The sequence below is a fragment of the Chitinimonas naiadis genome, from assembly GCF_054780835.1.
This window is the reverse complement of the sequence record NZ_BAAGVO010000004.1, coordinates 842841-865246: the sequence shown is the minus strand read 5'-3', so window position 1 is coordinate 865246 and position 22406 is coordinate 842841. Positions and strand designations below refer to the sequence as shown.

Sequence of the window (22406 nt, the reverse complement as noted above, 5' to 3'; positions counted from 1 at the left end):
TGCACCTGTCCTTGCGGTATAAGGCAGGGCGGCTTGCTGCCGTACTAAAACAGATTATGAGAAAGGCATAAAATGCCTGCTGTATGGGAATAGCGGAGAAACAGATGGACCAGCATGAAAAGGCGCCGGCATGAGCGCTGTAGACGCGGACGCCGATTTTTACCTGGCCCGGGGCGATGTGACGCGCGGGCCGTTCACCCGTGCCCAGATCAGGGCTGCGGCGGCGACGGGCAAACTGCTGCCGGATGACCTGATCTGGCGAGGCAAGGACGGCCAGCGCAGTCGGGCCGAGGATATACCCGGCCTGCTGCCGACCGTCGGTACCGCGCCCCCGTCGATGATGTCGCCTACACCCGCACCGGCGCCTGTGGCTAAGCCGGCCCCTACGGAGCCGGCACCCTATCGGCCCGCCTATATGTTGCCGCCGGTCGAACCGGTGGCTGCGCCAGCTCCCCCTCCCGCGCCACGGCCGCCTGTTCCGGCGCCTGCGGTTGCTGCGTCGGGTCAACCATCCCCCCTCGACATCATGTCGCGCACCGTTGACCAAGGGCCGGCCGAAGCCGCACCCAAGCGCAAGCGCGGCTTCTTTGTGTTCCGGCATTGGCGCGGTGAGTTGAGCCTGGTCGCCTCGTTCTGGGGAATCGGCCTGTTCTGCACCTTGCTGGTCTACCCCGGCATCACCACGACGCTGCAACTGGTCGCATCTAACGAAGCGGATATGCGCACCCAGGGGGCCGCGGTGATTACCGCCTTCGTGCTGAGCTTGCTGGTGGCTATCTGGCAATGGGTCGGGGTGTGGCGTTCGGGTAGCAACTACACCCGGCAAGGCAAAGGCACGCACTGGGGACGCGTGGCCCAGGGCATGGTGGTGTTTTCGGTGCTGGCCCGGGTCGGGGTGGGGGTCACCAGCGAGGTGCCCCATCTGCAAGAGGCGGTGGACTGGATGCAGGGTATCGAGAAGGTACCGCAGCCCGAATTCAACCTGTTGCGAGGCGGCACCGAGCTGGAGTTGGCTGGTGGCATCGCCTTCGGTACGGCCAACAAGTTTCGCGCCTACCTGCAGGAGCACCCCGAGATCGCGCTGGTCCACCTTAACAGTTCCGGTGGGCGTATCAGCGAGGCTGTCAGCATCAGCCGCCTGATCCGGGAGCGGCGGATCAATACGTATACCTCCAACACCTGCGTCAGCGCTTGTGCGCTGGCCTTCCTGGGCGGGAACCAGCGCTATATCGGCGCCAAGGGACGCCTGGGCTTTCACAGTGCCTATACCAACCTGAGTAATCCGGTTGCGACCTATGCCGGCAATCTGGAGCAGCAGGAACAGATGCAGCAGGTCGGGGCGTCGGCCGAGTTCATCCGCCATGCCATCAGCACGCCGCCAGCGGAGATGTGGTACCCGACGCGCGAAGAACTGCTGAGCAGCAATGTGATCACCGAAGAAGTCAGTGGCAACCAGTTCGCCATGAGCGGCATGGGCGCCGAGGATCGCAGCGAAGCGTCCATCGAGAAGGAACTGCGTTCGGTACCGTATGCCGATGCGCTGGCTCAGTATTACCCGGAAGACTACGCGCGCTTCCGGGCGATGATGGTGGATGGCATCAAGGGCGGGAAGTCGCTGTCCGAGATCATCCAGAAAACCAGCCCGCTGCTGGCCAAGGAAATACTGCCGCGTGCGCTCAAGCAGGCATCGGATACCGCAGTGGCGAGCTTTTGGCGTGTCCATCTGGCCAAGCTGCAAGCCTTGCAGAAGGTCAGCCCGGAAGCCTGCGTGATGGCGGAATTTCCGAACGTGGAAGTCCGCCGTCCTGCCGGTAACGTGCAGTTGCCAACGCCGAGCAAGGAAGATACGGAACGGGAGCTGGCCGCCTTTGCCGATGTGATCCGTTCGAGCGCGACGGAAGCGACGGATGCCAAGCCGCCTTTTGGCACGGCGCAGCAGGACCTGACCATGGTTATCCGTGATATCTACGACGAGAACCGTGCCCGTGGCGATGCTTTGCGCAAACCCACGCTCTACGCCCGTGAACCGGTGATCCTCTGCGCCAGCGCGGTGGAGCTCTACCGGAACATCTTGGGCCTGGGCGATAAGCGTGCTGCCAACGTGATGCGGCTGATCGGCAACGACGCCAAGGGTAGCGACGGCAAGCCATTGGCCAAGTAGTGCATGTCCGGGCGCCAGGCGGCGCCCGGACATTTCCAGGGTAGATCCCGGCGGCTAGCGTCTTACAGCTGCCCGCTTTCCTTGATTTCCAGATAGCGATCCACCAGTGATGCCGCCAGCCGTTGTGGCGTGACGTCGATCAGTGTGCCGGGGCGCAGACCCAGGTGGCGGATGGCGGTCTGCCGTTCCTGCAGGTAATGCTCGGTGGCGGCCAGGCGCAAGGCGTCCGCAAAACGGCCCACCGGGGCGGCCTGTACGGCATCCAGCGCCGCTTCGCGCAGGCTGGCGCAGAGCACCATGTGCTTGCCGGAGAGCAGGCGATAGGCCTCGCGCATGGCGGTACTGTCTTCGTCACGCAGGTTGGTGATCAGCACGATGAAGGCGCGTTTGCGCAGGTGCTTGAGCAGTGTCTCGGCGGCCAGCACATAGTCGGGTGCGACTTCGGCCGGTTGCAGGTCATAGACCCCAGACAGCAGACGATCCAGCCCGACGCGCCCCTTCTGGGGGGCGAGCCAGCGGGTTTCTCCGGCAAAACTCATCACGCCGACGGCGTCCCCCTGTTTTTGAGCGACCCAGGCAAGGCTCAACATGGCGTTGAGCGCATGGTCGAAGTGCGAGGTGTCGTCGTCGCGCGCCAGCATGCGGCGACCGGCGTCGAGCAGGAACACCACCTGCTGGTCGCGCTCCTCCTGGTATTCCCGGCTGATGGGCTTGAGCTGACGGGCTGTGGCCTTCCAGTCGATGGCGCGCAGGCTGTCGCCCTGCCGGTACTCCCGCAACTGGCGGAAATCCGTTCCCTCGCCACGACGGCGCTTGCGTAGCATGCCCAGCCGCGGCACCCGTTGGTCGGTCGCGGTCAGGGTGTGGCCAAGTAGCTTGGAAAAATCGGGGAACACGCGCACCTGGCTGGGTTCACCCAGGCGCAGCGGTCGCTGCCACAGGCCCAACGGCGAATACAGGCGCAGGTGGGCGGGACCGAATGCATAGTCGCCGCGCTCGATCGGCAACAGCCGGTAGCCGATGCGGACAAACTCGCCCGGCTTGATCCGCGTGCTGGCGGGGAGCCCCACCAGTTCCCACGCGGTCGGATAGTCGTCAAAGATATCCAGCCGCAGCGGACGCCTGGCATCCAGATGCAGCGTCAGGCTGACTTCACTCCAGCACGCTACCGGCCAGACGCCCGCCAGATGCCGCTCCAGGCGCAAGCCGGGTGAGCGGCGTACCAGGACACCATCGACCAGGGTGGCAAGCAGCAGCAGGCCGCCCAGCAGCCACCAGGGTGTCAGCAGCAGGGGCAGGGCGCTGGCGACAAAGCCGAGTGCGGCCCAGATCGCCACCAGTACCAGCAGGGGACGCGCCGGGATCATGCGCGCGGGGCAGCCGTCTGTTCCAGCAGTTCGGCCAGCAACTGGTCGGCCGTAAGGCCTTCCAGCTCGCTTTCCGGTGCCAGGGCGATGCGATGTCGCAGCACGGGCAGCGCAGCGGCCTTGATGTCGTCCGGCGTCACATAGCTGCGGCCGGCCAACAAGGCCGTGGCGCGCGCCATCCGTACCAGGGCGATGCTACCGCGTGGGCCGGCGCCGATGGCGATGCCTGGCCAGTCGCGGCTGCTGCGGACCAGGCGTACCGCGTACTCCGCGACGGCGCCATCGACCGTGACCTGGGCCACCAGTTGCTGCAGGGCGACCACCGTGTCGGGCTTGATCAGGGTGGTCACGCTGCCAATGTCCAGGCTGTCGCCCAGGCGGCCTTCGGTCACCATCTGCAACAGCGCCACTTCTTCTTCGGCGCTCGGATAGTCGATCAGGACCTTGATCAGGAAGCGGTCCAGTTGGGCTTCCGGCAGTGGATAGGTGCCTTCCTGTTCCAGCGGGTTCTGGGTGGCAAGCACCATGAAGGGGGCGCTGAGCTGATGGGACTCACCCTCAATCGTTACCTGCTTTTCCTGCATGACTTCCAGCAGGGACGACTGGGTCTTGGCAGGTGCGCGGTTGATTTCATCGGCTAGCAGCAGGTTGGTGAACACCGGCCCGCGCCGGATGCTGAAGCTCTGGTTCTTGAGATCGAACACCGCATGGCCCATCACGTCGGCCGGCATGAGGTCCGGAGTGAACTGGATGCGCGAGAAATCGCCGGCGAAGGTCTTGGCCAGGGCCCGCACCAGCAGGGTCTTGCCGAGACCGGGCACGCCCTCCAGCAGCACGTGGCCGCCAGCCAGGAAGCTGGCCAGCACCTGGTCGATGATGGCTTGCTGGCCAACCACGGCACGACCGATCTCCTCGCGCAGTCGGCGGACGATTTCGATGGCCTGGTTCAGTCGCTCAGGGGCGATCATGTTATCGCTCATGGTGTTTTCTCAAGGTTTGCAGGGTGTGGATCTGAAGGGTGAAGGCAACTGGCTGGCTGGCAGCCGGCGCATGCAGCGCCTGCTCCAGTTCGGCGGCATCCAGCCGGTAGGTACTGGCCAGCGTCTGTACACGCTCGGCTGGTGTCTTGCGCAATAGCGAGGGCGAGCGGCGCAGCATGCCGGCCAGGACGCTGGCGCGCAGGGCATCGAGCAATTGCTGACGACCCTTGGGGGTGCGCCACAACCAGCGGGACGCTGCATCGATATGTTCGAGCACTGCCCGGCGGGAAGGGGCGAGGTCTGGCAGTCGAGGACCAAAGCGCGGCACGGCTGCCCAGAGCAGCAGTAACAGCACCAGTGGCAGCGCGGCAATGCCATGGCCGAATCGCGCCCACAGCAACTGGTACCAGCGGTGTGTTTCCAGCCGGTCCACGATCAGCATCGAACGCTGGTCGCTGCGTAGCTGGACCAGCCTGAGCAGCAGCTCGGCATGGTCCAGCTCCATCAGTTCCGTGTTGTCGAAGCGATCCCAGGCCAGCAGCACGACCTTGCCCTTGCCGTGTTCATACACACGAACGGCCTTGCCCGCATTGTCGGCCCAGAGTGGTTTGGGTGCGCCCGGAAAGGCGTGCATATCCGTGCCGGCATCTGCCAGCTTGAGTGGATAGGGGCTACCCGGCGGCGTGACTTCAATGTTTTCACGCGCGCGCTTGTTGTAGATCTGGGCGACCTGGAACCGCTCGAAGATCGGGTCGAAATTGAGTGGCTCCGATGGCTCGCTGCTTTTCTTGTCCTCGTCCTCTTCGCTATCGGGTACGTAGCGGCGACCTGCGGTGCTGATCAGTACTCCGCCATCGTGTACCCAGCTCAGCAGTGTTTCGCCTTGTTCCTGGGTTGTCAGGCCGTGGTAGTCGCCAAGCAGCAGCACACCGGCGTCGATCTGGTCTGCCTGTGCCAGGCTCAGGTTGTCGCGCTTTATTACCTCGATACCCTGGCTGCGCAGAAATTGCGCCGCACCCAGGTGTGAATCGGCCAGCGCTTCCTTGGATATGTCGGGTGTCGCGGTCGGGACCCGGACCATATTGACCGACCACCACCAGGCGGCAAGGGCGATCAGTCCGCAGCAGAGAAGGGTGAGGATAATGCTCACTGCCTTGCGCATCATGCCGCTCCCTTGCCGAAGGCGTGTTGCCATTGCTGGCAGGCGCCATCGAGCGTGAGGTCATTCGGCCATTGCCGGGCATAGGCGGCAGCGAGCCAGAGGCCGGTGACCTGCTGCAAGGCAACCAGCACGGTCTGGTCCAGTTGCCCGCGCTGCTCGGCCTGCTGGGCGCTACGCAGGCAGTCTCCTTCGGTCGCACCACGGTTCAGCACCAGGTCATGGCGATGTGCCAGTTGCGACAGGGTGGCACGATAGAGCAGGGCGAGTGCGGCCCGGCGCTGGCCCTGGGTCCACAAGGCGCGCACGGCAGCCGGTACGTCATCCGGCAGGCTCTCCGGCCGGATATCCAATCCTGCGATTTCGGTGGGGGCCGACGGGCGCCGTGGTGCGGGCTGCAGTATTTGCATCAGCCGGTCGCGGTAGCGGTACAGCAGCCAGGCCAGCAGCGCCACGGCGATGGCAATCAAGGCAATCTTGATACTCGTCGTGGTGGTTTCCGGCAGCTTGCCGGTCTTTTGGCCCTGGAACAGCTTCAGCAGCCATTTCAGGAAGTCGCTTTCCCCGCCGGCTTCTTCCTTGGCGGCCTCGCGTGGCTGCCATTGCATCTCGCAGTGGTAGCGGCGCAGATCGGGTTGGGCGTAGACGGTTTCGAGCTGTTGCCGCAACCGGGCCTGGTCGGCATTGTGCGGCGTGCCGCGCTTATCCCGTTGTTCGGTGACCTCCTTGGGGGGCGTGCAGTCCTCGGCCTGCGCCGGCTCGGGGTGCAGCAGGGCAAGACCGAGTGCCAGCGGCAGCAGGCAGGCCGACAGCTTGCCGCGGCCGCTGCCTGTCTTGCCGGTGGGGGCGCCGGCATGGGCCTGCCTGGGTTTGAGCTGGCGAAGGATCAATTCAATATCCCAGGCTTCCAGCTCTGCGCGGCGATTCAGGTAAAGCGTAAAGCAACAGGCAGTGTAGATCGGGCCGATGATGCCCCCCGCCAGCGCATAGGTCAGATAGCTGGCAGCCAGGATCAGGTTGGAGTGCTCCTTCTCGCCTTCGATAAGCAGCAGGAAGGGGTTGACGGCATCAGCCTCGACAAAGAACAGACCCAGCAGGGCCAGCACACCAAATTGCAGCACGACTTCAAAATGCGCGCAGACCAGGCCGAACCAGTAGGCGGTGCTGCCGGCGTTGTCACGGCCGATCACCCGCCGCCGCTCGGAGGCAAACTTGCCACGGGCGTTTTCCAGCTGCCAGATGGGCTGATACAGGCCACGGCCGGGCATGAAAGGCCGCCATAGTGTCAGCAGCCTGATCCAGCCGCCCCCGAGCTGCCGGGGCCAGGCACGCAGGGCGGAACGCCAGCTCACCTGTTCGCCGAACACCGAACGCGAGAGTACATAGATCACGACCCGTTCCAGCAGGGGGCGCAGCCACCAGCTCAGCAGTATCCAGAGGAAGCCCGCTTCGCCGCTCAGCAGGGTCAGTACGTAGCAGCAGGCAACCAGCGGCAGCCACAGGCAGAGCCAGGCTGCGTAGGTGGTGCCGGCCGAGAGGCGCAGCAGCGAGAAGCCAAGGTCGATGGCCTGCCAGCCGGAGCGCGGGTACAGGTCGAGCTGGAGCTTATCGATCCGCATGATGACCTCGTCCGGCAAAGACAAAGAAGCCGATGACGGCCGCCCAGCAGATGCCACCCACGGTGAATTTCAGCGAAGGCGGGACGCTGGCACTGGCGGACCAGAACGCTTCGAAGAAGGCGGCGAGGAAGGTCAGCAAGGCGGCGCCGACCAGCACCGGGTACATGCGCTGGCTGGCGGCCATGAGTGACTGCCGGCGGCTCAGCCGGCCCGGATGGATCAGGGCCAGGCCAAGTCGCAGCCCGGCCAGGCCGGACAGGATGAGCCCGGTTATCTCGAAGCTGCTATGCGTGACGACGAAGGACCAGAAGTTGATCCGGGTACCGTCACTCTGGCTGAGCCAGCTACCGATCACCCCGGCGTGCATGCCGTTGAACACCAGGCTGATCAGGGCGGGTATGCCCAGGAACAGCCCCCCCGCGAAGGTGCGGAAGCAGATCGAGACGTTGTTCCAGATATAAAAGCCGAACATGGCGATATCGTCCGCGCTGCCCTGTCGGCCCAGGCTGGCCTTGTTCGAGTACATCTGCTGGAACTTGTTGAGTTCGGGCGCGGTGGACCAGCTGTAGGCGGATTGCGGGTCCAGCCAGATCTGCAGGCCGACGGCGAGGCCGACGCCCCAGAATGCCAGCAGGGCCAGCAGCAACAGGCGCCATTCCTGCCTGACCCGTTGCGGCAGCTCGCGGCCCAGCCAGTGGCGCAGGGTGAGCGGGCGCTCGGCCGGTACGCCGTAGAGCTGCCGGTGTGCGGCGAGCACGAGGCTGTGCAGGTAGTCGGTCAACGAGGGCGAGTAGCCGCGCTGGCGCGCCAACGCCAGGGATTGGCAAAGCTGCCGGTATTGGGCTGGGAAGCGTGCCGGGTCGGATTCGCCCTTGGCTGCCAGTTGGGCGGTGATCTGTTCCCAGAGCGGGCCGTATTGGGTTTCGAACTGTTTCTGTTTCATGGCGGCTATCGGGTCAGGCCCGCCGCAAAGGCGCGCAGGCGAGCCAGCGAAGCTTCGCCGCGCAAGCCGGTGAGGGGTTCGGCCAGGTCTGCCAGCTCGTTCAGACGCTGTGGCGAGAGACGGTCAGCACGCTCGATCAGGTCGAGCAAGGCACGCTGCTCGCGCGGGCTCAGGGGCCAGGGTAGGGGCTGGGGGACTACGTCGCTCGCGGCGCGGCGCCGTTTGGGTTGGGCGTGGTAGATCACCAGGGTGCCGGCCACCAGATCGCCCAGGCGGCGGAACTGACGGTCACTGATCATGCAGATCAGGCCGGTCGCATACAGCGCCGGCAGGAAGTCGGCCACCATCAGGAGGTTACGCAGGACGGATTCACGCCAGCCGACCGGCAGGCCATCCGCCCGTACCACTTCGAGCCCCATCCAGCGCTTGCCGAGCGTACGGCCACGGGCATAGACCTCGCACAGCACGGGGTAACCCCAGTAGGTAATGAACAGGCCGGCCAGGAACAGGCCCTTGCCGCTGTGGTCGGCGCCGACCAGCAGGCGTATCACGATGCTCAGCAGCAGGACCGCGAGCGACCAGACAGCCAGATCAATTGCCCAGGCGATGGCGCGGCGCCCAGGACCAGCTAGCGTAAGCGAAAGGCTGATGCCTTCCGGCGTGAGAAGGGCGACGCGTCCGTCCTGCATCAGCAGAACCGAACCGAGGTGGGGCAGGCCTCGGCAAGCCAAGGCTGCCGCAAGGCCGCGGGCGCAATGCCGGCGGGGGCGGATGGGTGGGGCACGTTCTTCCTCGAAAGCTGCTTGTTAGTTTTGTGTTGCTGCGTCGCTATGCGCGCTCTCATTCTAATCGGGCTTTGCTCCGACTGCACAGCCGCGCCTGTGGGCCTTGCGTGGTTTGAATGCCGTGACTATTCACGCCGGGGATAGTCAGCCGTCTTCGCTCGCGGCATAGTCCAGTCTGCCCGACCAGTGGGCCGGGCAAGATACATGCACAGGAGAGGGGTAATACCATGTCAGAAAACCATAACCCTTACGCTGCCAGCGAAGGCGTCGCGCTGGATGTCTCGGATAGCGCAGGAGAGCTCGCCAGCCGTGGCGCACGTCTCGGCGCGGCGATCATCGACGGCATCATCCTCAGCGTGCTGATCTGGCCGGTGTTGTTCTTCATCTTCAACTTGACCCCAACCATCATGGCTACCCTTGGTTTTGGCGCCAAGCTGCTGATTTCCTTGGGCGGGGCCGCGCTCTACATCGCGGTGAACGGGTATTTTCTGCAGCAGGGTGGCCAGACCGTCGGCAAGAAGCTGGTTGGTATCCGTGTCGTACGCAGTGATGGCAGCAAGGCCGACCTGGTCCATTTGATCGTCCGCCGCTTCCTGCCGCCACACCTTGCCAACCTGATCCCGATCGTGGGTTCCTTCGCCGCGCTGATCGACGTCCTGTTCATCTTCCGGCAGAACCGGCTGTGCCTGCATGACCAGATCGCCGACACCAAGGTTGTAAACGCCTGATATAGCAATGCCCGCTCTGTTGCTACCCCTGCGCGACCTGCGGGCGGATGCCAAGGGTCGTGCCGGTGCAGGGGCGGTGACTATGCACGCCAGGGATAGCCAGCCGTTGCTGCTCGCGGCATAGTCGAGCCTGCCCGGCTAGTGAGCCGGGCAAAAATACATGTACAGGAGAGAGGTAAGACCATGACGGAAAACCAGAACCCTTATGCCGCCAGTAAAGGTATCGCGCTGGATGTATCGGATAATGCCGGTGAGCTTGCCGGCCGAGGCGCGCGCCTCGGGGCCGCGATGATCGACGGTATCATCCTGCTGGTCCTTATCTGGACCTTCGTTTTCGTCGTTCTTGGTATCTCGCCAACCAATACCGAGGGCATCACGTTTGGCATCACGCTGATCATTACCGCGGTCAATTTCGGTGCATTCTTTTTGGTGAACGGCTATCTGCTGAGCCAGAGTGGCCAGACCGTGGGCAAGAAACTCGTCGGCCTGCGTATAGTCCGTACCGATGGCAGCGCCCCGGAATTCCTGCATCTGGTGGTTCGACGCTATTTGCCGTTCTATCTCGTCGGCCTGATTCCGTTTGTGGGCAGTCTGGCCGGACTGGTGAACGTCTTGTTCGTTTTCCGCGAGAATCGTCGTTGCGTGCATGACCTGATCGCCGACACCAAGGTCGTCATCGCCTGATCTGGCTCATCTCGCTCTGTCGCTACCGGCATGGCTTGCGACAGAGCCATCCCTTTCCCACGCTGGCACGCCATGGAAACCGATACCGACACAGCCTTCAACCCCTACTCGGCCAGCCTTGCCGCTGCGCCGGCCGAGCAGGCCGCGGGCAATGAGTTGGCAAACCGCTGGGTAAGGCTCGGCGCCGCCGTAATCGATGGCGTTATCCTGATGGCGGCCTCCTGGCTGGTGCTGGGGGGCGCGATGTTTGTCCTGATCGCGTACTTCTCTGCGCTACAAGACTATGTCGTACTGTTGGGCATACTGATCCTGCTGACTGGCTGGGGCATGTATCTGGCGATCAACGGCTACCTCCTGCACACACGGGGGCAGACCGTAGGCAAGCGTTTGGTGGGCATACGGGTGGTCAGGAGCAATGGCGAGAGGGCCTCGCTGGCCAACCTGATATTGCGCCGCTACCTGCCGTTCTATCTGCTGGGTCTGCTTCCTTTTCTCGGGATGCTGATCATCCTGGTCGATGTGCTATTCATCTTCGGCAAGGATCAACGCTGTCTGCACGACATGCTGGCCGATACCAAGGTGGTCATGGTCTGACCACTGCCGGAAAGGCGCCGTGTTCGGCGTCTTCTTTCAGCACAACGCCAGCCCTCGGGCTGGCGTTGTGCTTTTGCGTGTGGCCTGCGCGACGCGTGTGGCCGCGCGGGTTTTCAGTCCTGGACCTAGCGCGGTGGTGTATCCGCTTGGGGTGTCGTGGGCGTGCGGCGGCGGTACAGGAAGAAGACGAAGGGCAGGCTGTAGAACACCAGCCAATGGCCGGAGGCACTGCGAATCTCGTTGGCCCGGTAGTGGCGATACTCGGTGGCGGTCATTTCCTTCTCCTCGCCATGGTTGCCCTGCAGCGTGTAGCCGCCACTCGACACGATGAGGGTTCCGTTGGGCGAGCGGGCCTCGCAGATCAGGAAGTTGATGAAGGCGTAGGCCACGATGCAGGCCATGCCCAGCCGTGCTCGCAGGGGGCAGTGTGCCAGCGGGTGGGCGGCCAGGGTGTTGGTGCCGGCGGAGGCCGTCGTCGCCTCGATCAGCGGGACGAATACCGCGAAGATCCCGAATTTCAGTAGCCAGACAAAAGGCAGCTGTGCCGAGATATCGATTCCGCACAGTGCGAGGATATGAACCAGCAGCGCCAGCAGGAAAGCACCCAGCGCGCAGCCTGCGATCAGGCGGTCCATGGCAAACTCCCACTCAGCCAGCAGGGGCGTACCCGGCGAGCCTCGGATAATGCTATTAGCCCTGTTTGCTTTAACCGTAGTCTGTCATGGCACAAAGTGCGAGCGGCTTGATACTTGGGTCAGCTTTTTCAGTCGATCATTTCGACTTACGCCTGCGGGGAGTACCTGTGGATTTGCGGAAAAACCGAGTTGATCCGAATGATGCAAATGCGACCCGCGGTGGCGGCTGATGCAACGGCCATCAGCCAACTGATACGCAGCTTGTCTCCTCTGCTGACGCTGACACCGGATGGTGCCGGGGCCGAGGGATTCTTTGCCACCATCAGCACCGAAGCCATCGCGGGCTATATCGCTGCGCCGAACTTCAGCTACTGGCTGGCGGAAGAGGCGGGCGTGCTGGCCGGCGTCGTTGCCATACGGGACCAGCGTCATCTGTATCACCTGTTTGTCGCGCCGGCCTTCCAGGGCAAGGGACTAGGCCGGCAGATGTGGGAAGCAGCAAGCCATGCGGCCTTGCTGGCTGGCAATCCGGGTGGATTTACGGTCAACGCCAGTCTCAATGCCGTCCCGGTCTACGAACGATTCGGCTTTCGGGTCAACGGCCCCAAGGTTGAAACGCATGGGGTCGCCTTTGTACCCATGCTCCGGATGTTGGAGATAGCCGGATTGGACTAGCCTGCCGACTGGATAATGTCAGCGAGAGTTACGCGGCCTGTTTGTACGGGCGCTAGGCCGCGCCATCGTCTGCAAGCATTTGCGCCAGCCGCCGCGGATAATGATTGAGAAAATCGCGAGTGATGGCGAAGTGCTCGGTGTCTTCGTACTGTACTTCGGATATCCCGTACCCGTGGAACTGCAGGATTTTGGCATTCGGGTAGGCCAGCAGGATGGGAGAGTGGGTCGCGATGATAAATTGCGATTCGTCCTGCACCAGCGCGTGTATCGCCCCTAATGCCGCGAGCTGCCGGCTGGGAGAGAGCGCGGCCTCGGGCTCGTCCAGCAGGTAGAGGCCCTTGCCACGGAACTTGGTCGTCAGGGTCACCAATCTGATCGGTGTCGGTGGTGACGTTGAAGAAGCTTTCCGCGCGCAGTAAGTAGCCATCCGGCGTCTTGCGAAAACTGCGTGCAAGGCACAGGTCCTGATGCAAGGCGGAGACGGTGTCGGCCGTGTTCAGCCGGACGTTGCGCGTGCCGCCCTCCTGGCTGTAACCCAATGCCATGGTTATGGCTTCCAGCACGGTAGATTTGCCCATACTGTTTTCACCGACCAGAAAAGTCACGTCCGGATGAAAACTGAGCTGCCCCAGCTTCCGTACTGCCGGAATGTTGCAGTGATAGCGGTAGAGGTCGATCGCCAAATGTAGCCGGATTGAGACACCATGTAAATAGTGACAGGATGTAATTGCCATCGTTGGCGGATTCGAGAGGTACCTTATCTAATGACTCGGTTATTTTTTACTGTTTGTTTTGAAAATTTTTCAAACTTAGGAATGCTTTCTCGAACTCGAACTGGTCAATCTGACTGGCCATCGTCGACCAAATTGCGCCTAATGTAGCTCGTAAGCCAGAATCATATTGCCTCGCTAAAGCAATGCAGGCAGTGTCATTTTTAGCTAAGAGACGCTCTAGCTCCGCTAATTGACGATTTGTTTCGGATGGAGTTAACGTAGCCAGTTGCTCTTCGGGTAACGATACTGTCAAGTTGTCCATGAGCACACTCAGGGATAAGAGCTGACTGTTTATAGACTCGATGTCTGATTCCATCTCACCACAGAGTGAGGGGTGGAGGATTTGTTGATGCAGGTAGTTTTCCACATTGTGCGCATGTACAGACAATCCCACTACTCCAAGCGCGGCAGCCGAGCCTCGCAATTGGTGTGCAAGATGTCTGGCGGATTCGAAATTCTTTTGCGTAATATGCATAGTAAGCAGCTGCGTATCACCGAGATGAGTTTTTACAAAACGTTTGAGCATCGTCAAGTACTGATTTACATCGCCGTGCATAGCCTTCAGGCTTTTGTCGACTTCCACACCCCGGGAGACAAGTTGATCCAGTAGCAAGGCATACTTTTCTTTACCTTCCCTTAATGATTTTTGGTTTTGACCCCATGCACCATTCACTAAATCGTACACCGAACTTGAGGGTGCCTGGTTTTGCAGCCATACGAGCAGTACTCGATAGAGTTCGTTAATATCCACGGGCTTAGTAACGAAATCGTTCATACCTGCGGCAATGCAGGCCGATTTATCCTGATCGAAAGCGAGTGCAGTCATCGCGATGATCGGGATCGTTTGCCAGCCCGGTAACTGGCGAATTATCCGCGCAGCATTCGTACCGTCCATGTTTGGCATCTGGACGTCCATGAGTACCAATTCAAAATGTCCTTGCTCTGCTGCGACCACAGCTTCAAGACCGTCTTTGGCAACGTCGACAGAAAAATCAATAGCATGAAGCATATGGAGTGCGACTTCTCGGTTAACCGGGCTATCGTCCACCAGCAACACCCTTGTGCCTGCATGGTATTCACGTAGCACGGTCTCAGCTTTACTGGGCGTAAAAATAGCGGTTGAAGCGATTGGCTCGCCTCGTTTCATGCGCACGGTAAACCAGAAGACACTTCCCTTTGGCTTATTGCTGTATGCCCCGGTAGCTCCCCCCATCATGTTCACCAGTCGCCGCGTGATTGCTAGCCCGAGTCCGGTTCCTCCGTACTTTCGGGTCGTTGAGTCATCTGCCTGTTCAAAGGCTTCAAATAGGCGTGTTATGTCTATATTGTCTATGCCTACCCCAGTGTCCTCCACCTCGACGCGGAGCTCTACATGATCATCGCTTGATTCAAACTGTGAGACGCGAATAGTGACGGCTCCCGTCTCGGTATACTTCACTGCATTGCCTGCGTAATTGAGCAATGCTTGCTTCAGGCGTGTAGGGTCTCCACATAGCCAAATAGGTATTCCGGCACAATCGATACTTAGTCTCAGTCCTTTTGCCTCCGCTGCATCACCGATGATCGAATGGACGTTCTCGAGTAGTCCGCCAAGTTCAAAATTTGTGTATTCCAGCTGTAACCGCCCGGCCTCGATTTTGGACAAGTCGAGTATGTCGTTAATTAGTGTCATAAGGTGTCGACCGGCGGTGTCAATCTTGTCGAGCTGCTCTGCCTGTAGAAGGGTGGGCTGATTTCGTCGCAGTATGTGGGTCAAGCCTAGTATTGCGTTCATCGGTGTGCGTATTTCGTGGCTCATGTTGGCAAGAAAAGCACTTTTTGCATGATTGGCAGCTTCCGCTTGTTGCCTTGCCGTTGCCAGTTGTGAAGTACGTTGTACAACTAGTTCTTCTAGATGATGACGATGCTGGTCCAACTCCTCTCTAATGCGTTTACGATCAGTGATATCTTCCTGGACCGCGACATAATGGCTGATCTGGCCGTCGGGCTGGCGTAACGGAGTGATGATCGCAAAGTCGGTGTATTCGCTCCCGTCCTTGCGCTTGTTCTGTATTTCACCCCGCCAAATTTCACCTTTACTGAGCGTATCCCATATAGCAGCAAATCGTTCAGGAGGGTTTCCACCGTAGTTCAGCAGTCCAGGAGTCTTGCCTATGACTTCTCCTCGGTCGTAGCCTGTATTACGGATAAATGCTTCATTCACATACTCCACGTGGGCATCCACGTCGGTGATCAATATACTTACCGGGCTTTGTTCCAGCGCAAGTGAGAGCTTTTGCAGTTCACTCTCTGCGTTCTTTCGGCTGGTAATGTCAATATGAACAACTACCGCACCTCGCAAATCATTCCCGAGAGGCGTCACGTTCATGCTTAACCACCTTTTCCGATCAGTGGAATCATCCGTAAATTCGGTATTAAAACTATTCTCGGCACCACTGAGAACAGCGTTTATTCCGTGACGAACCTTAAGTGATAGCTCCAATCCGAGATCTACCTTTGGGAGGTAAGCCTCCAGATAACTACTACCGACATCGACTCCGAAATGATTATTCGTTGGGGCGCTTCTCGCAGTAAAACGACGCCACGGTTCATTAACGGCAATTATGATGCCGGATTGGTCCAGTACGGCTATTTCAGCACTGACGGAGTCTAGTACTGCGCGCGTAAAAATTTCGCGTTCGCGTAGTGCATGACTCATCTGTTCTCGTTCAGTAATGTCACGTGAGACACCAAACAAGCCAATGATTTGCCCGAATTCGTTACGAAGTGGCCCTTTGGTAGCCAAGTAGATACGATCTCCATCGACCGTGGAGACACGTTCCTCATAGGTATGGACGCGATCTTCTGTAACAACGCGCAGATCATTGTCACGAACAATTTGCGCTTGTGCAGGTGGAAACAAGGCATTGTCGTCACTGCCTAGCGCGTCTTCCGCCTTTTTGCCAAAGACGCGTGCAGTCTCTCGATTGAAGACGATATAACGACCAGCCAGATCTTTGGCGAAGATCGCATCAGTGGAGTGATCTACGATCGACGCGAGCAATTGCAATGCCTGAGCTTTTTCGGTCTGTGCCTTCAATTCACGTTGCGTCAGTGCGATCGTCTGTGTCAGGCTGCGTCTTACTAAGCCGAAGAGCATGAAGGAAGTGATTAGTACAAAGAACCATCCTTTGAGTGTACTAATCCAGTGAATGCTCTCCGGGTCACGCCAAACGCTAGCGACGAGCGCATCTGAGAACAATATCCACAGGCTGGCAAATGCGGCGTAGATTAAGGCTAGTCGCCGTGCTGCTATGCCCGTTTGATGCTGCTCCTGCATGATTCGGCTGCCTGGATGGATGGAGTGCATTGATACTCCTGCTCAAAGGGTGAGAACTGTTGTGTCCCGATGATGCTCCGCTATGCTGGTAAATTCTTCGAATCCGGACAGAAAGGCATCCACGATGTCTGGATCGAAATGTTTCCCTCGACCGGCTGAAATGATCTCCCGGGCTTCCGCATAAGACATAGGAGGCTTGTAGACTCGCTCTGAAATGAGCGCATCAAACACGTCTGCGAGCGCCATAAGTCGCGCAGAAAGGGGAATGGCATCTTGGGCCAGTCCGTCAGGATAGCCGCTGCCGTCCCAACGCTCGTGATGCCAGTGGGCGATTTCTTTCGCAACTGATAGAAAGGGGAGAGGCCTTTCTATATCTTGCTCTGCTTGCTCTATCGCGTCGCTACCCAGTTTGGCGTGCGTTTTCATTATTGCCCACTCCTCTCGCGTCAGTTTGCCTGGCTTGAGAAGGACATGGTCGGGGATACCGACTTTGCCGATATCGTGCAGAGGCGCAGAGAGTGCCAACAACTCGATGTAACGAGCGGTCAGCTTTTGCGCGAATCGTGGATGATCACACAGTCTGTTGGCTAGGCACTGTACGTATCCCTGAGTGCGTAGTATGTGATTACCGGTTTCGGGGTCTCGCGTCTCTGCAAGATGTGCAAGAGCACGAATTGAGACACGCTGAGTGAGATCATTTTCTCGCATGCGCCTGGACACCTCTCGTTCCAATGCATTTTTCTGATCCCGCATCCAGTCTCGAGCAAGCTTGGCTTGCAGTTGGGTGCTGACCCTGGCAAGCACAATGGCCCCTCTTATGGGCTTGGTGATGTAATCGGCGCCGCCTAATGCAAGACCGCGCTCTTCACTTCCCTCATCTGCAAGGGCAGTGAGGAAAATCACTGGGATTTCTTTTGTCTCTGGATTTGCCTGTAGTTGCCTCAGCACTTCATAGCCATCCATGCCAGGCATCATGATATCCAGCAGAATCAAATCTGGTTTTGGTTTGCTGGCGGCAATTCTAAGTCCGCTTTCTCCCGACAAGGCGGCCAATACTCGATGTTTTGGTGAAAGTAGCTCTGTCAAGACCGTCAGGTTTTCGATCGAATCATCAACGACCAGCAAGGTTGATCCACTGTCTGTGCTCATACAAGTCCCCGTACTATTTCCATTGCTTCCTCGCAGTCGTTAGGACGAACGGTTAGGCTTAGATGGGAATATTAGGCTACCAACGCAGCGCTGGATGATCGATTAGATCAAAGGGCTGCTAGAGACTGTTCGCGCATGTCGACGTCAGGGGCGAGGCACTGACCCTTTGTTTCTCGCGGTTTGACCGGGAGAATCGCTACACGATTTCAGTGACGTTCCTGAATCAGCTCGAAGCTCTCGCAGACTACCGGCATCTGCTCGTCGGGCTCTCGCCCCAGGCGCTGACACTCCCTGCCGAGAAAGGCCCAGTGTTCCGTACGCCAGTAGGCGAGTGAGCCGTTGCCTTCCCTCTACGCGCTGCGAATTCGGCGGTGACTCTGACAAAGGGGGCAACGGTTACCTCAGTCACGCGAGTGATCAAGCGAGGCTGCTGCCGAAAATCCAGCACGATGGCGATATCGCCCGGCCTGAGCAGGGCTTCGCCCTCGGCCTCGTAGGTCCACAGCAGGGCGGCGCCGCCGCGTTTCTGCCGCTGATGATCAAGGCCAGCAATTATTCGGACATGGCCGCCGAATCACCAAAGGCATCCAGTCGGATTACCCCCTCGGGCAGGGCGATCTGCCGCTGCTGCTAGTCGGCGATGACACTGTGCAAGGTGGGGGGGCGTGCTCATGCGGATGGATTCCTATTGCAGGGTAATCGCCAGGTCACGGCCGTTGACGGCCACATTGCCGGAATAGTCCCTGGCGGTGATCCGTACGGTGTAATCCCCCGCAGGGAGGCCCTGTGTCTGCCAGTAGCCGGTTGCCAGCTTGCCATCCCGTACCGTATTGGTTGCGACGTAGCGGAAATGGGTTTCCTTGCTGCCGTGCACGGTAATGCCGCTGTCGGCCGCGTAGGCGATCTTTACGGCTTCATCATCGGCCGGCATGCGATTGAATTCGATCTGCGTTTGCGGCTGCTCATAGCCAGGCACCGGCGCGCCATTAGCAGCCAGTATCTGGTAGCCCAGGGAGTACAGGCCCAGTCGTCGACGAGCCAGGTTGTCATCGACCTGGTCCCAGGCATCGACCACGATCTGTACGCCTTGTGCATCGCGCGGAACCAGCAGGCGGCCGGCCAGCTTCTGGGTCAGCCGTTGTTCCTGCGCAGTGAAGATCTGGACCGCATCGATATGCGGGGGCTGGTGATCGGCATAACCCTTGAAGCCCAGCGAGATTGCATTGCGCTCGTAGCCGCTGGCGCCCACGCTCAGATGCACGTGAGCCATGCTGTTGGTGGTGCCCAGCACATCACCGGCCTTGAAGCGGGTGCCACGCAATACGCGTATGCGCTCGGGCTTGCCGGCATCGTCGTGCAGCAACTGGAAGCGCGCGGGGTCGATCAGCTTGCCCTGTGCGGTGCGGCCGACGCGCATGTGAATGTAGCTCAGGCTATCGAGCCCCAGACCTTCACCCTGATCGCCGTAGCCCCAGGTCGGATTGGGACTGCTGACCTTGCCATCAGCAATGGCCAGGACTTCGGCGCCCACATCGTTGCGGATATCCAGCCCGCTGTGCAGGTGGTCTCGGCTCTTGCCCTGGTAGTTGCCACGTACTTCGCCCAGCGTACCGACGACCTCATGCCAGCCATCCTGCGGCTTGACCGGCCAACGCCCTTCAGTCTTCGGTAGCGGGGTGTTGCCGGAGGGGCCGACGATGCTGGCCACTGCGGCGCTCAGGCCCTGGGCCAAGGGGGCGATGCGATGGATGCGATAGCTGGTGGCATCGCTCACCAGTAGCTCGCCCTGCTTGTCGACGGCCAGGCCGGCCGGGCGTGCCAGATGATCCTGCAGGGTGTTCCCGGTCAGCACGTGCATCTGTCCGGTGGGCGAAAACTGCAACACGCTGCCGTGGGCCATCTCACCCACGTACAGGTAGTCGTCATGCGTGACCGCGATGCTGATCGGCCGGCGCAGTTGGGCATCGTAGTCTTTAGGCTCGCTGCGTAGCAGGGTGCTGACCGTCCCGTCCGGCGCAAGCTTGCGGATGGCGTTGTTGCGGGTATCGGCTACCCAGATATTGCCGGCACGGTCGAGTGCGAGAGCCGATGGTGTATCGAAGCGGGCGAGAGTGCCCGGGCCGTCGGCGTAGCCAGGCAATTGGCCACCGGCCAGGGTCGCGACCTGGCCGTCCGGCGTGATCATCCGGATACGGTCGTTGTAGGTATCGGCCACGTAGACCTTGCCGGTCTTGTCCACCGCCACGCCGATCGGGCCATTGAATTGCGCCTGTGCAGCCGGGCCATCCTGAAAACCCGCAATACCCGTCCCCGCCAGGGTGCTGACCAGGCCATCGGGCGTGACCTTGCGGATGGCGTGGTTGCCGGTATCGGCCACATAGAGGTTGCCGGCGACATCGATCGCCAGGCCCGACGGCGTATTGAACGCAGCGGCGCGGCCTGCACCATTCACGAAGCCTTCGTGGCTACCGGCCAATGTGCTGGTGACGCCATCGCGGCCTATCTTGCGTATCAGGTTGTTGTTGCCGGCATCCGCCACATAGAGGTTGCCGCTGGCGTCGACCGCCACGCCGTAGGGGTCGGCGAAGCGCGCCTGCCCAGGTTGGCCATCCTGCATGCCATCGACACCGTCGCCGGCGACCAGGCTCAGTTGGGCTGTCCAGCCAAACGGTGTTGCCGTGTCACGCTTGATCAGGCCGCGGACCAGGTTGCCTGCGGGCGGTTGGAGCAGGAAATAGCTGGCAGCGGCGGCGACGCCGGCGATGATGAGGAGCAAGATCAGGATGCGGCGTATCACGGGAGGAGGGGCTTGTGTCTGAAGGAGGTTGGCATGGTAAAGGCTGGCTCGTGTTCCAGGCGAACCAAATTCAGCGCCATGATCAACCCTGGAGATGACTTGCCCGCGGGGTAGTTGCCCGGATGTTTGCTGGCATCGAAAATGGCAGGGTCTAGCGCGCCACCTGCCACCGGCCACCCACGATATCCAGTGTCACCACCGCCTTGCCCAGGCTCTGCAACCCCAGCACGCCGATCAGTTTTACCGGCGGCTGAAAGGCGAGGTCCGGGATATAGGTGATGCGTAATTTGCCCAGCGGCATCGTGCCGGCCTGCCAGGGGGAGTCGATCTCGGCGGCGGAGGCATCGAGCTGCTTGCCCCAGCTGGGGACCGTGAAGTGCCGGACCTTCGCACGCCGGCGACCGGTGTGGCTGGCCAGTGCCTGTTGCCAGTCTGCCTTGTTGAGCAGGCTGAGGCCGATGGCGGCGCTGCCGGTATCGAACAGCGCCAGGCCAAGCAGCTTGTCGCCCTGTCGGATCTCGACCAGGGGAAAGCCACCCCAGCCGCCTGCACTGGCATAGGTCAGGGGTTGGGTATCGGCGACCTTGCCCAGTTGCGATCCCGCCTCATAGCCCAGCCTGTCCTGCGCCATGTCTACTGTCAGGGTGCCGAGCCCGAAGAAGCCGGTGCCGATATTGCCCATCTTGCCGCCGGTGCTGCAGCCTTCCGGTCCGCGCAGGCGGGCCAGGGTAGCAGGCGAGACCGCGATGCCCCAGCTTGCACCGGCGACCGCCACGTTGATCTGCTCGGTCTGTGCTTCGCCCTGATCCGGGTGCTGCCAATCCACGGCGCCGTTCATGCCAGTATCGAGCTGCATCTGGCAGCGCATCTCACCGACTTCCGCTTCCACGGACATCATCAGCCTTTGTGTACGCCAGACCGACAGATCACCGTGGGTCCAGTACAGCCGAGTCCAGTTGGGCGCGGCAGACACCGGAACGGCCAACAGGCCACAGAACAGGCAGAGCAGGGGTCGAAGCATGGCGCGGAGGTGCAGGGTCTTGAAAGGGGCGGCAGTGTGGCAGAAGGGCTGTGGTCGTGCACCTGCAGCGTGGTGGAAGGGAAAAGGCTGCTATGTGAGGCCCGGTGGCGCCATTCCCTTGCAGAGCCGATACCTGATCACTCCCGTCATCGGCTGTTCTGCTTGCCGGTGACGGCTGTCGGGCGCTGGTGTAGCGTACCGCCATGCATATCCTTTTTGTCCATGGCATGGGGCGATCGCCCCTTTCGGCCTGGCCCAATCTGCGGCATTTGCGTCGGCACGGCCACCTTACCCACACCTTTGGCTATGTGGCCGCGTTGCAGTCCTTCCCCAGTATTTGTCGGCGGTTGCGACAGCGCATCATGGTGTTGGCCGCACAAGGTGAATACGCGGTGATGGGCCACTCGCTGGGCGGCGTGCTGTTGCGTGCCGTACTGGCGGACCTGCCGGCCGGTACCCGCTTGCCATCGCGACTTTTTCTGCTGGCCTCGCCAGTGACAACATCCTGCCTCGCCATGCGCATGCGGCAGCGCTGGCTGTTCCGTCTGGGTTCGGGCGATTGCGGCCAGATGCTGGCCGACGCCGCCCGCATGGCCGCGATACCGCCGAGCGTGGTTCCCTGCACGGCGATCATCGGGATCGGCGGGCCGCAAGGGCGGTTCAGTGTCTTTCCGGGCGAACCGAACGATGGCGTAGTGTCTGAGCGGGAGGTCAGTGCGGCCTGGCAAGAGGAGCAGATCATGCTGCCGCTCATGCACACCTTGATGCCGGCAAGGCGCGTCGTGGCTGAATTGGTGTTGGCGCGCCTGCCGCTGTCAAGTTGATGTTTACCCCGCCGGGCTGCCCGCTTTTTGAGCAGGCTAAGAGAGTTCCAGACAAATCCGGGACTAAGCGCAGCCATACACAGCTATTCACATAGTTATTCACAGAAGCTGTGGGTAGCTGCCGTTGCTAAGTCCTTGTTTGGAGCAAATGCACCAGCTTTCGGGGGGCAATCGCACGGTCCTGGCGCTTTCC

18 protein-coding genes and 3 pseudogenes are annotated in these 22406 nt (G+C 60.7%); 6 read left to right on the top strand and 15 right to left on the bottom strand.

All coding sequences use genetic code 11. The features are described 5' to 3' along the window. Nucleotides 1-130 precede the first annotated feature (130 nt). Nucleotides 131-2161 (top strand): GYF domain-containing protein, encoded by a 2031-nt coding sequence (locus ACYVHK_RS10040; RefSeq protein ID WP_460530745.1) that lies wholly within the window; start codon nt 131-133, stop codon nt 2159-2161. Between the two features lie 62 nt (nt 2162-2223). Here ACYVHK_RS10040 and ACYVHK_RS10035 read toward each other — a convergent pair whose 3' ends face one another. The 6 genes from ACYVHK_RS10035 to ACYVHK_RS10010 are packed head-to-tail and all read right to left on the bottom strand — an operon-like array spanning nt 2224 to nt 8918. Further along, a complete protein-coding gene (locus tag ACYVHK_RS10035; protein ID WP_460530742.1) occupies nt 2224-3528 on the bottom strand; it encodes a DUF58 domain-containing protein in 1305 nt (434 codons plus the stop codon). Next, on the bottom strand, nt 3525-4508 hold the full coding sequence (locus tag ACYVHK_RS10030; RefSeq protein WP_460530739.1) for an AAA family ATPase: 984 nt from the start codon (nt 4506-4508) through the stop codon (nt 3525-3527). The genes ACYVHK_RS10035 and ACYVHK_RS10030 overlap by 4 nt, the downstream gene beginning before the upstream one ends. Next, on the bottom strand, nt 4498-5673 hold the full coding sequence (locus tag ACYVHK_RS10025; protein ID WP_460530736.1) for a DUF4350 domain-containing protein: 1176 nt from the start codon (nt 5671-5673) through the stop codon (nt 4498-4500). The genes ACYVHK_RS10030 and ACYVHK_RS10025 overlap by 11 nt, the downstream gene beginning before the upstream one ends. Beyond that, nucleotides 5670-7286 (bottom strand): hypothetical protein, encoded by a 1617-nt coding sequence (locus ACYVHK_RS10020; protein WP_460530732.1) that lies wholly within the window; start codon nt 7284-7286, stop codon nt 5670-5672. Before ACYVHK_RS10020 ends, ACYVHK_RS10025 begins: the two co-directional genes overlap by 4 nt. Beyond that, a complete protein-coding gene (locus ACYVHK_RS10015) occupies nt 7273-8229 on the bottom strand; it encodes a stage II sporulation protein M (protein ID WP_460530729.1) in 957 nt (318 codons plus the stop codon). The genes ACYVHK_RS10020 and ACYVHK_RS10015 overlap by 14 nt, the downstream gene beginning before the upstream one ends. A 5-nt stretch (nt 8230-8234) precedes the next feature. After that, complete coding sequence (locus tag ACYVHK_RS10010) at nt 8235-8918, bottom strand: RDD family protein (protein WP_460530726.1); 684 nt, start codon at nt 8916-8918, stop codon at nt 8235-8237. Nucleotides 8919-9241: 323 nt separating this feature from the next. Here ACYVHK_RS10010 and ACYVHK_RS10005 point away from each other — a divergent pair, with 323 nt between their 5' ends. From ACYVHK_RS10005 to ACYVHK_RS09995, 3 genes are all read left to right on the top strand, one after another. Continuing rightward, nucleotides 9242-9742 carry an RDD family protein gene (locus ACYVHK_RS10005; protein WP_460530723.1) on the top strand — a complete coding sequence of 167 codons (501 nt, stop codon included), beginning with the start codon at nt 9242-9244 and terminating at the stop codon, nt 9740-9742. A gap of 183 nt (nt 9743-9925) precedes the next feature. Then, nucleotides 9926-10426 carry an RDD family protein gene (locus ACYVHK_RS10000; RefSeq protein WP_460530720.1) on the top strand — a complete coding sequence of 167 codons (501 nt, stop codon included), beginning with the start codon at nt 9926-9928 and terminating at the stop codon, nt 10424-10426. A gap of 72 nt (nt 10427-10498) precedes the next feature. Then, nucleotides 10499-11020 carry an RDD family protein gene (locus ACYVHK_RS09995; protein ID WP_460530717.1) on the top strand — a complete coding sequence of 174 codons (522 nt, stop codon included), beginning with the start codon at nt 10499-10501 and terminating at the stop codon, nt 11018-11020. Between the two features lie 125 nt (nt 11021-11145). Here ACYVHK_RS09995 and ACYVHK_RS09990 read toward each other — a convergent pair whose 3' ends face one another. Further along, nucleotides 11146-11655 carry a hypothetical protein gene (locus tag ACYVHK_RS09990; RefSeq protein WP_460530714.1) on the bottom strand — a complete coding sequence of 170 codons (510 nt, stop codon included), beginning with the start codon at nt 11653-11655 and terminating at the stop codon, nt 11146-11148. A gap of 201 nt (nt 11656-11856) precedes the next feature. Here ACYVHK_RS09990 and ACYVHK_RS09985 point away from each other — a divergent pair, with 201 nt between their 5' ends. Further along, entirely contained in the window at nt 11857-12330 is a 474-nt protein-coding gene (locus tag ACYVHK_RS09985; RefSeq protein WP_460530711.1) for a GNAT family N-acetyltransferase, read from the top strand. A 52-nt stretch (nt 12331-12382) separates the two neighbouring features. On the opposite strand, the gene ACYVHK_RS09980 is transcribed toward ACYVHK_RS09985, so the two are convergent. The 8 genes and pseudogenes from ACYVHK_RS09980 to ACYVHK_RS09945 all read right to left on the bottom strand — a co-directional run bounded on the left by ACYVHK_RS09980 (nt 12383) and on the right by ACYVHK_RS09945 (nt 21389). After that, nucleotides 12383-12697 (bottom strand): hypothetical protein, encoded by a 315-nt coding sequence (locus ACYVHK_RS09980; RefSeq protein ID WP_460534068.1) that lies wholly within the window; start codon nt 12695-12697, stop codon nt 12383-12385. Between the two features lie 151 nt (nt 12698-12848). Continuing rightward, nucleotides 12849-13064 (bottom strand): annotated as a pseudogene (locus ACYVHK_RS09975) (AAA family ATPase); the annotation flags it as partial. Nucleotides 13065-13110: 46 nt separating this feature from the next. Then, complete coding sequence (locus tag ACYVHK_RS09970) at nt 13111-16452, bottom strand: PAS domain-containing hybrid sensor histidine kinase/response regulator (RefSeq protein ID WP_460530708.1); 3342 nt, start codon at nt 16450-16452, stop codon at nt 13111-13113. A 12-nt stretch (nt 16453-16464) separates the two neighbouring features. Continuing rightward, on the bottom strand, nt 16465-17571 hold the full coding sequence (locus ACYVHK_RS09965) for an HD-GYP domain-containing protein (RefSeq protein WP_460530705.1): 1107 nt from the start codon (nt 17569-17571) through the stop codon (nt 16465-16467). Nucleotides 17572-17777: 206 nt separating this feature from the next. Continuing rightward, a pseudogene (locus ACYVHK_RS09960) lies at nt 17778-17906 on the bottom strand (ASCH domain-containing protein); the annotation flags it as partial. Nucleotides 17907-17935: 29 nt separating this feature from the next. Then, nucleotides 17936-18076, bottom strand: a pseudogene (locus ACYVHK_RS09955) (hypothetical protein); the annotation flags it as partial. 180 nt (nt 18077-18256) lie between these two features. Beyond that, nucleotides 18257-20347, bottom strand: coding sequence for a hypothetical protein (locus ACYVHK_RS09950; RefSeq protein WP_460530702.1), 2091 nt, complete (start codon nt 20345-20347; stop codon nt 18257-18259). 172 nt (nt 20348-20519) lie between these two features. After that, nucleotides 20520-21389, bottom strand: coding sequence for a hypothetical protein (locus ACYVHK_RS09945; protein WP_460530699.1), 870 nt, complete (start codon nt 21387-21389; stop codon nt 20520-20522). Nucleotides 21390-21592: 203 nt separating this feature from the next. On the opposite strand from ACYVHK_RS09945, the gene ACYVHK_RS09940 reads away from it, so the two are divergent. Further along, nucleotides 21593-22213 (top strand): esterase/lipase family protein, encoded by a 621-nt coding sequence (locus ACYVHK_RS09940; RefSeq protein WP_460530696.1) that lies wholly within the window; start codon nt 21593-21595, stop codon nt 22211-22213. The last annotated feature ends 193 nt before the right edge of the window (nt 22214-22406 follow it).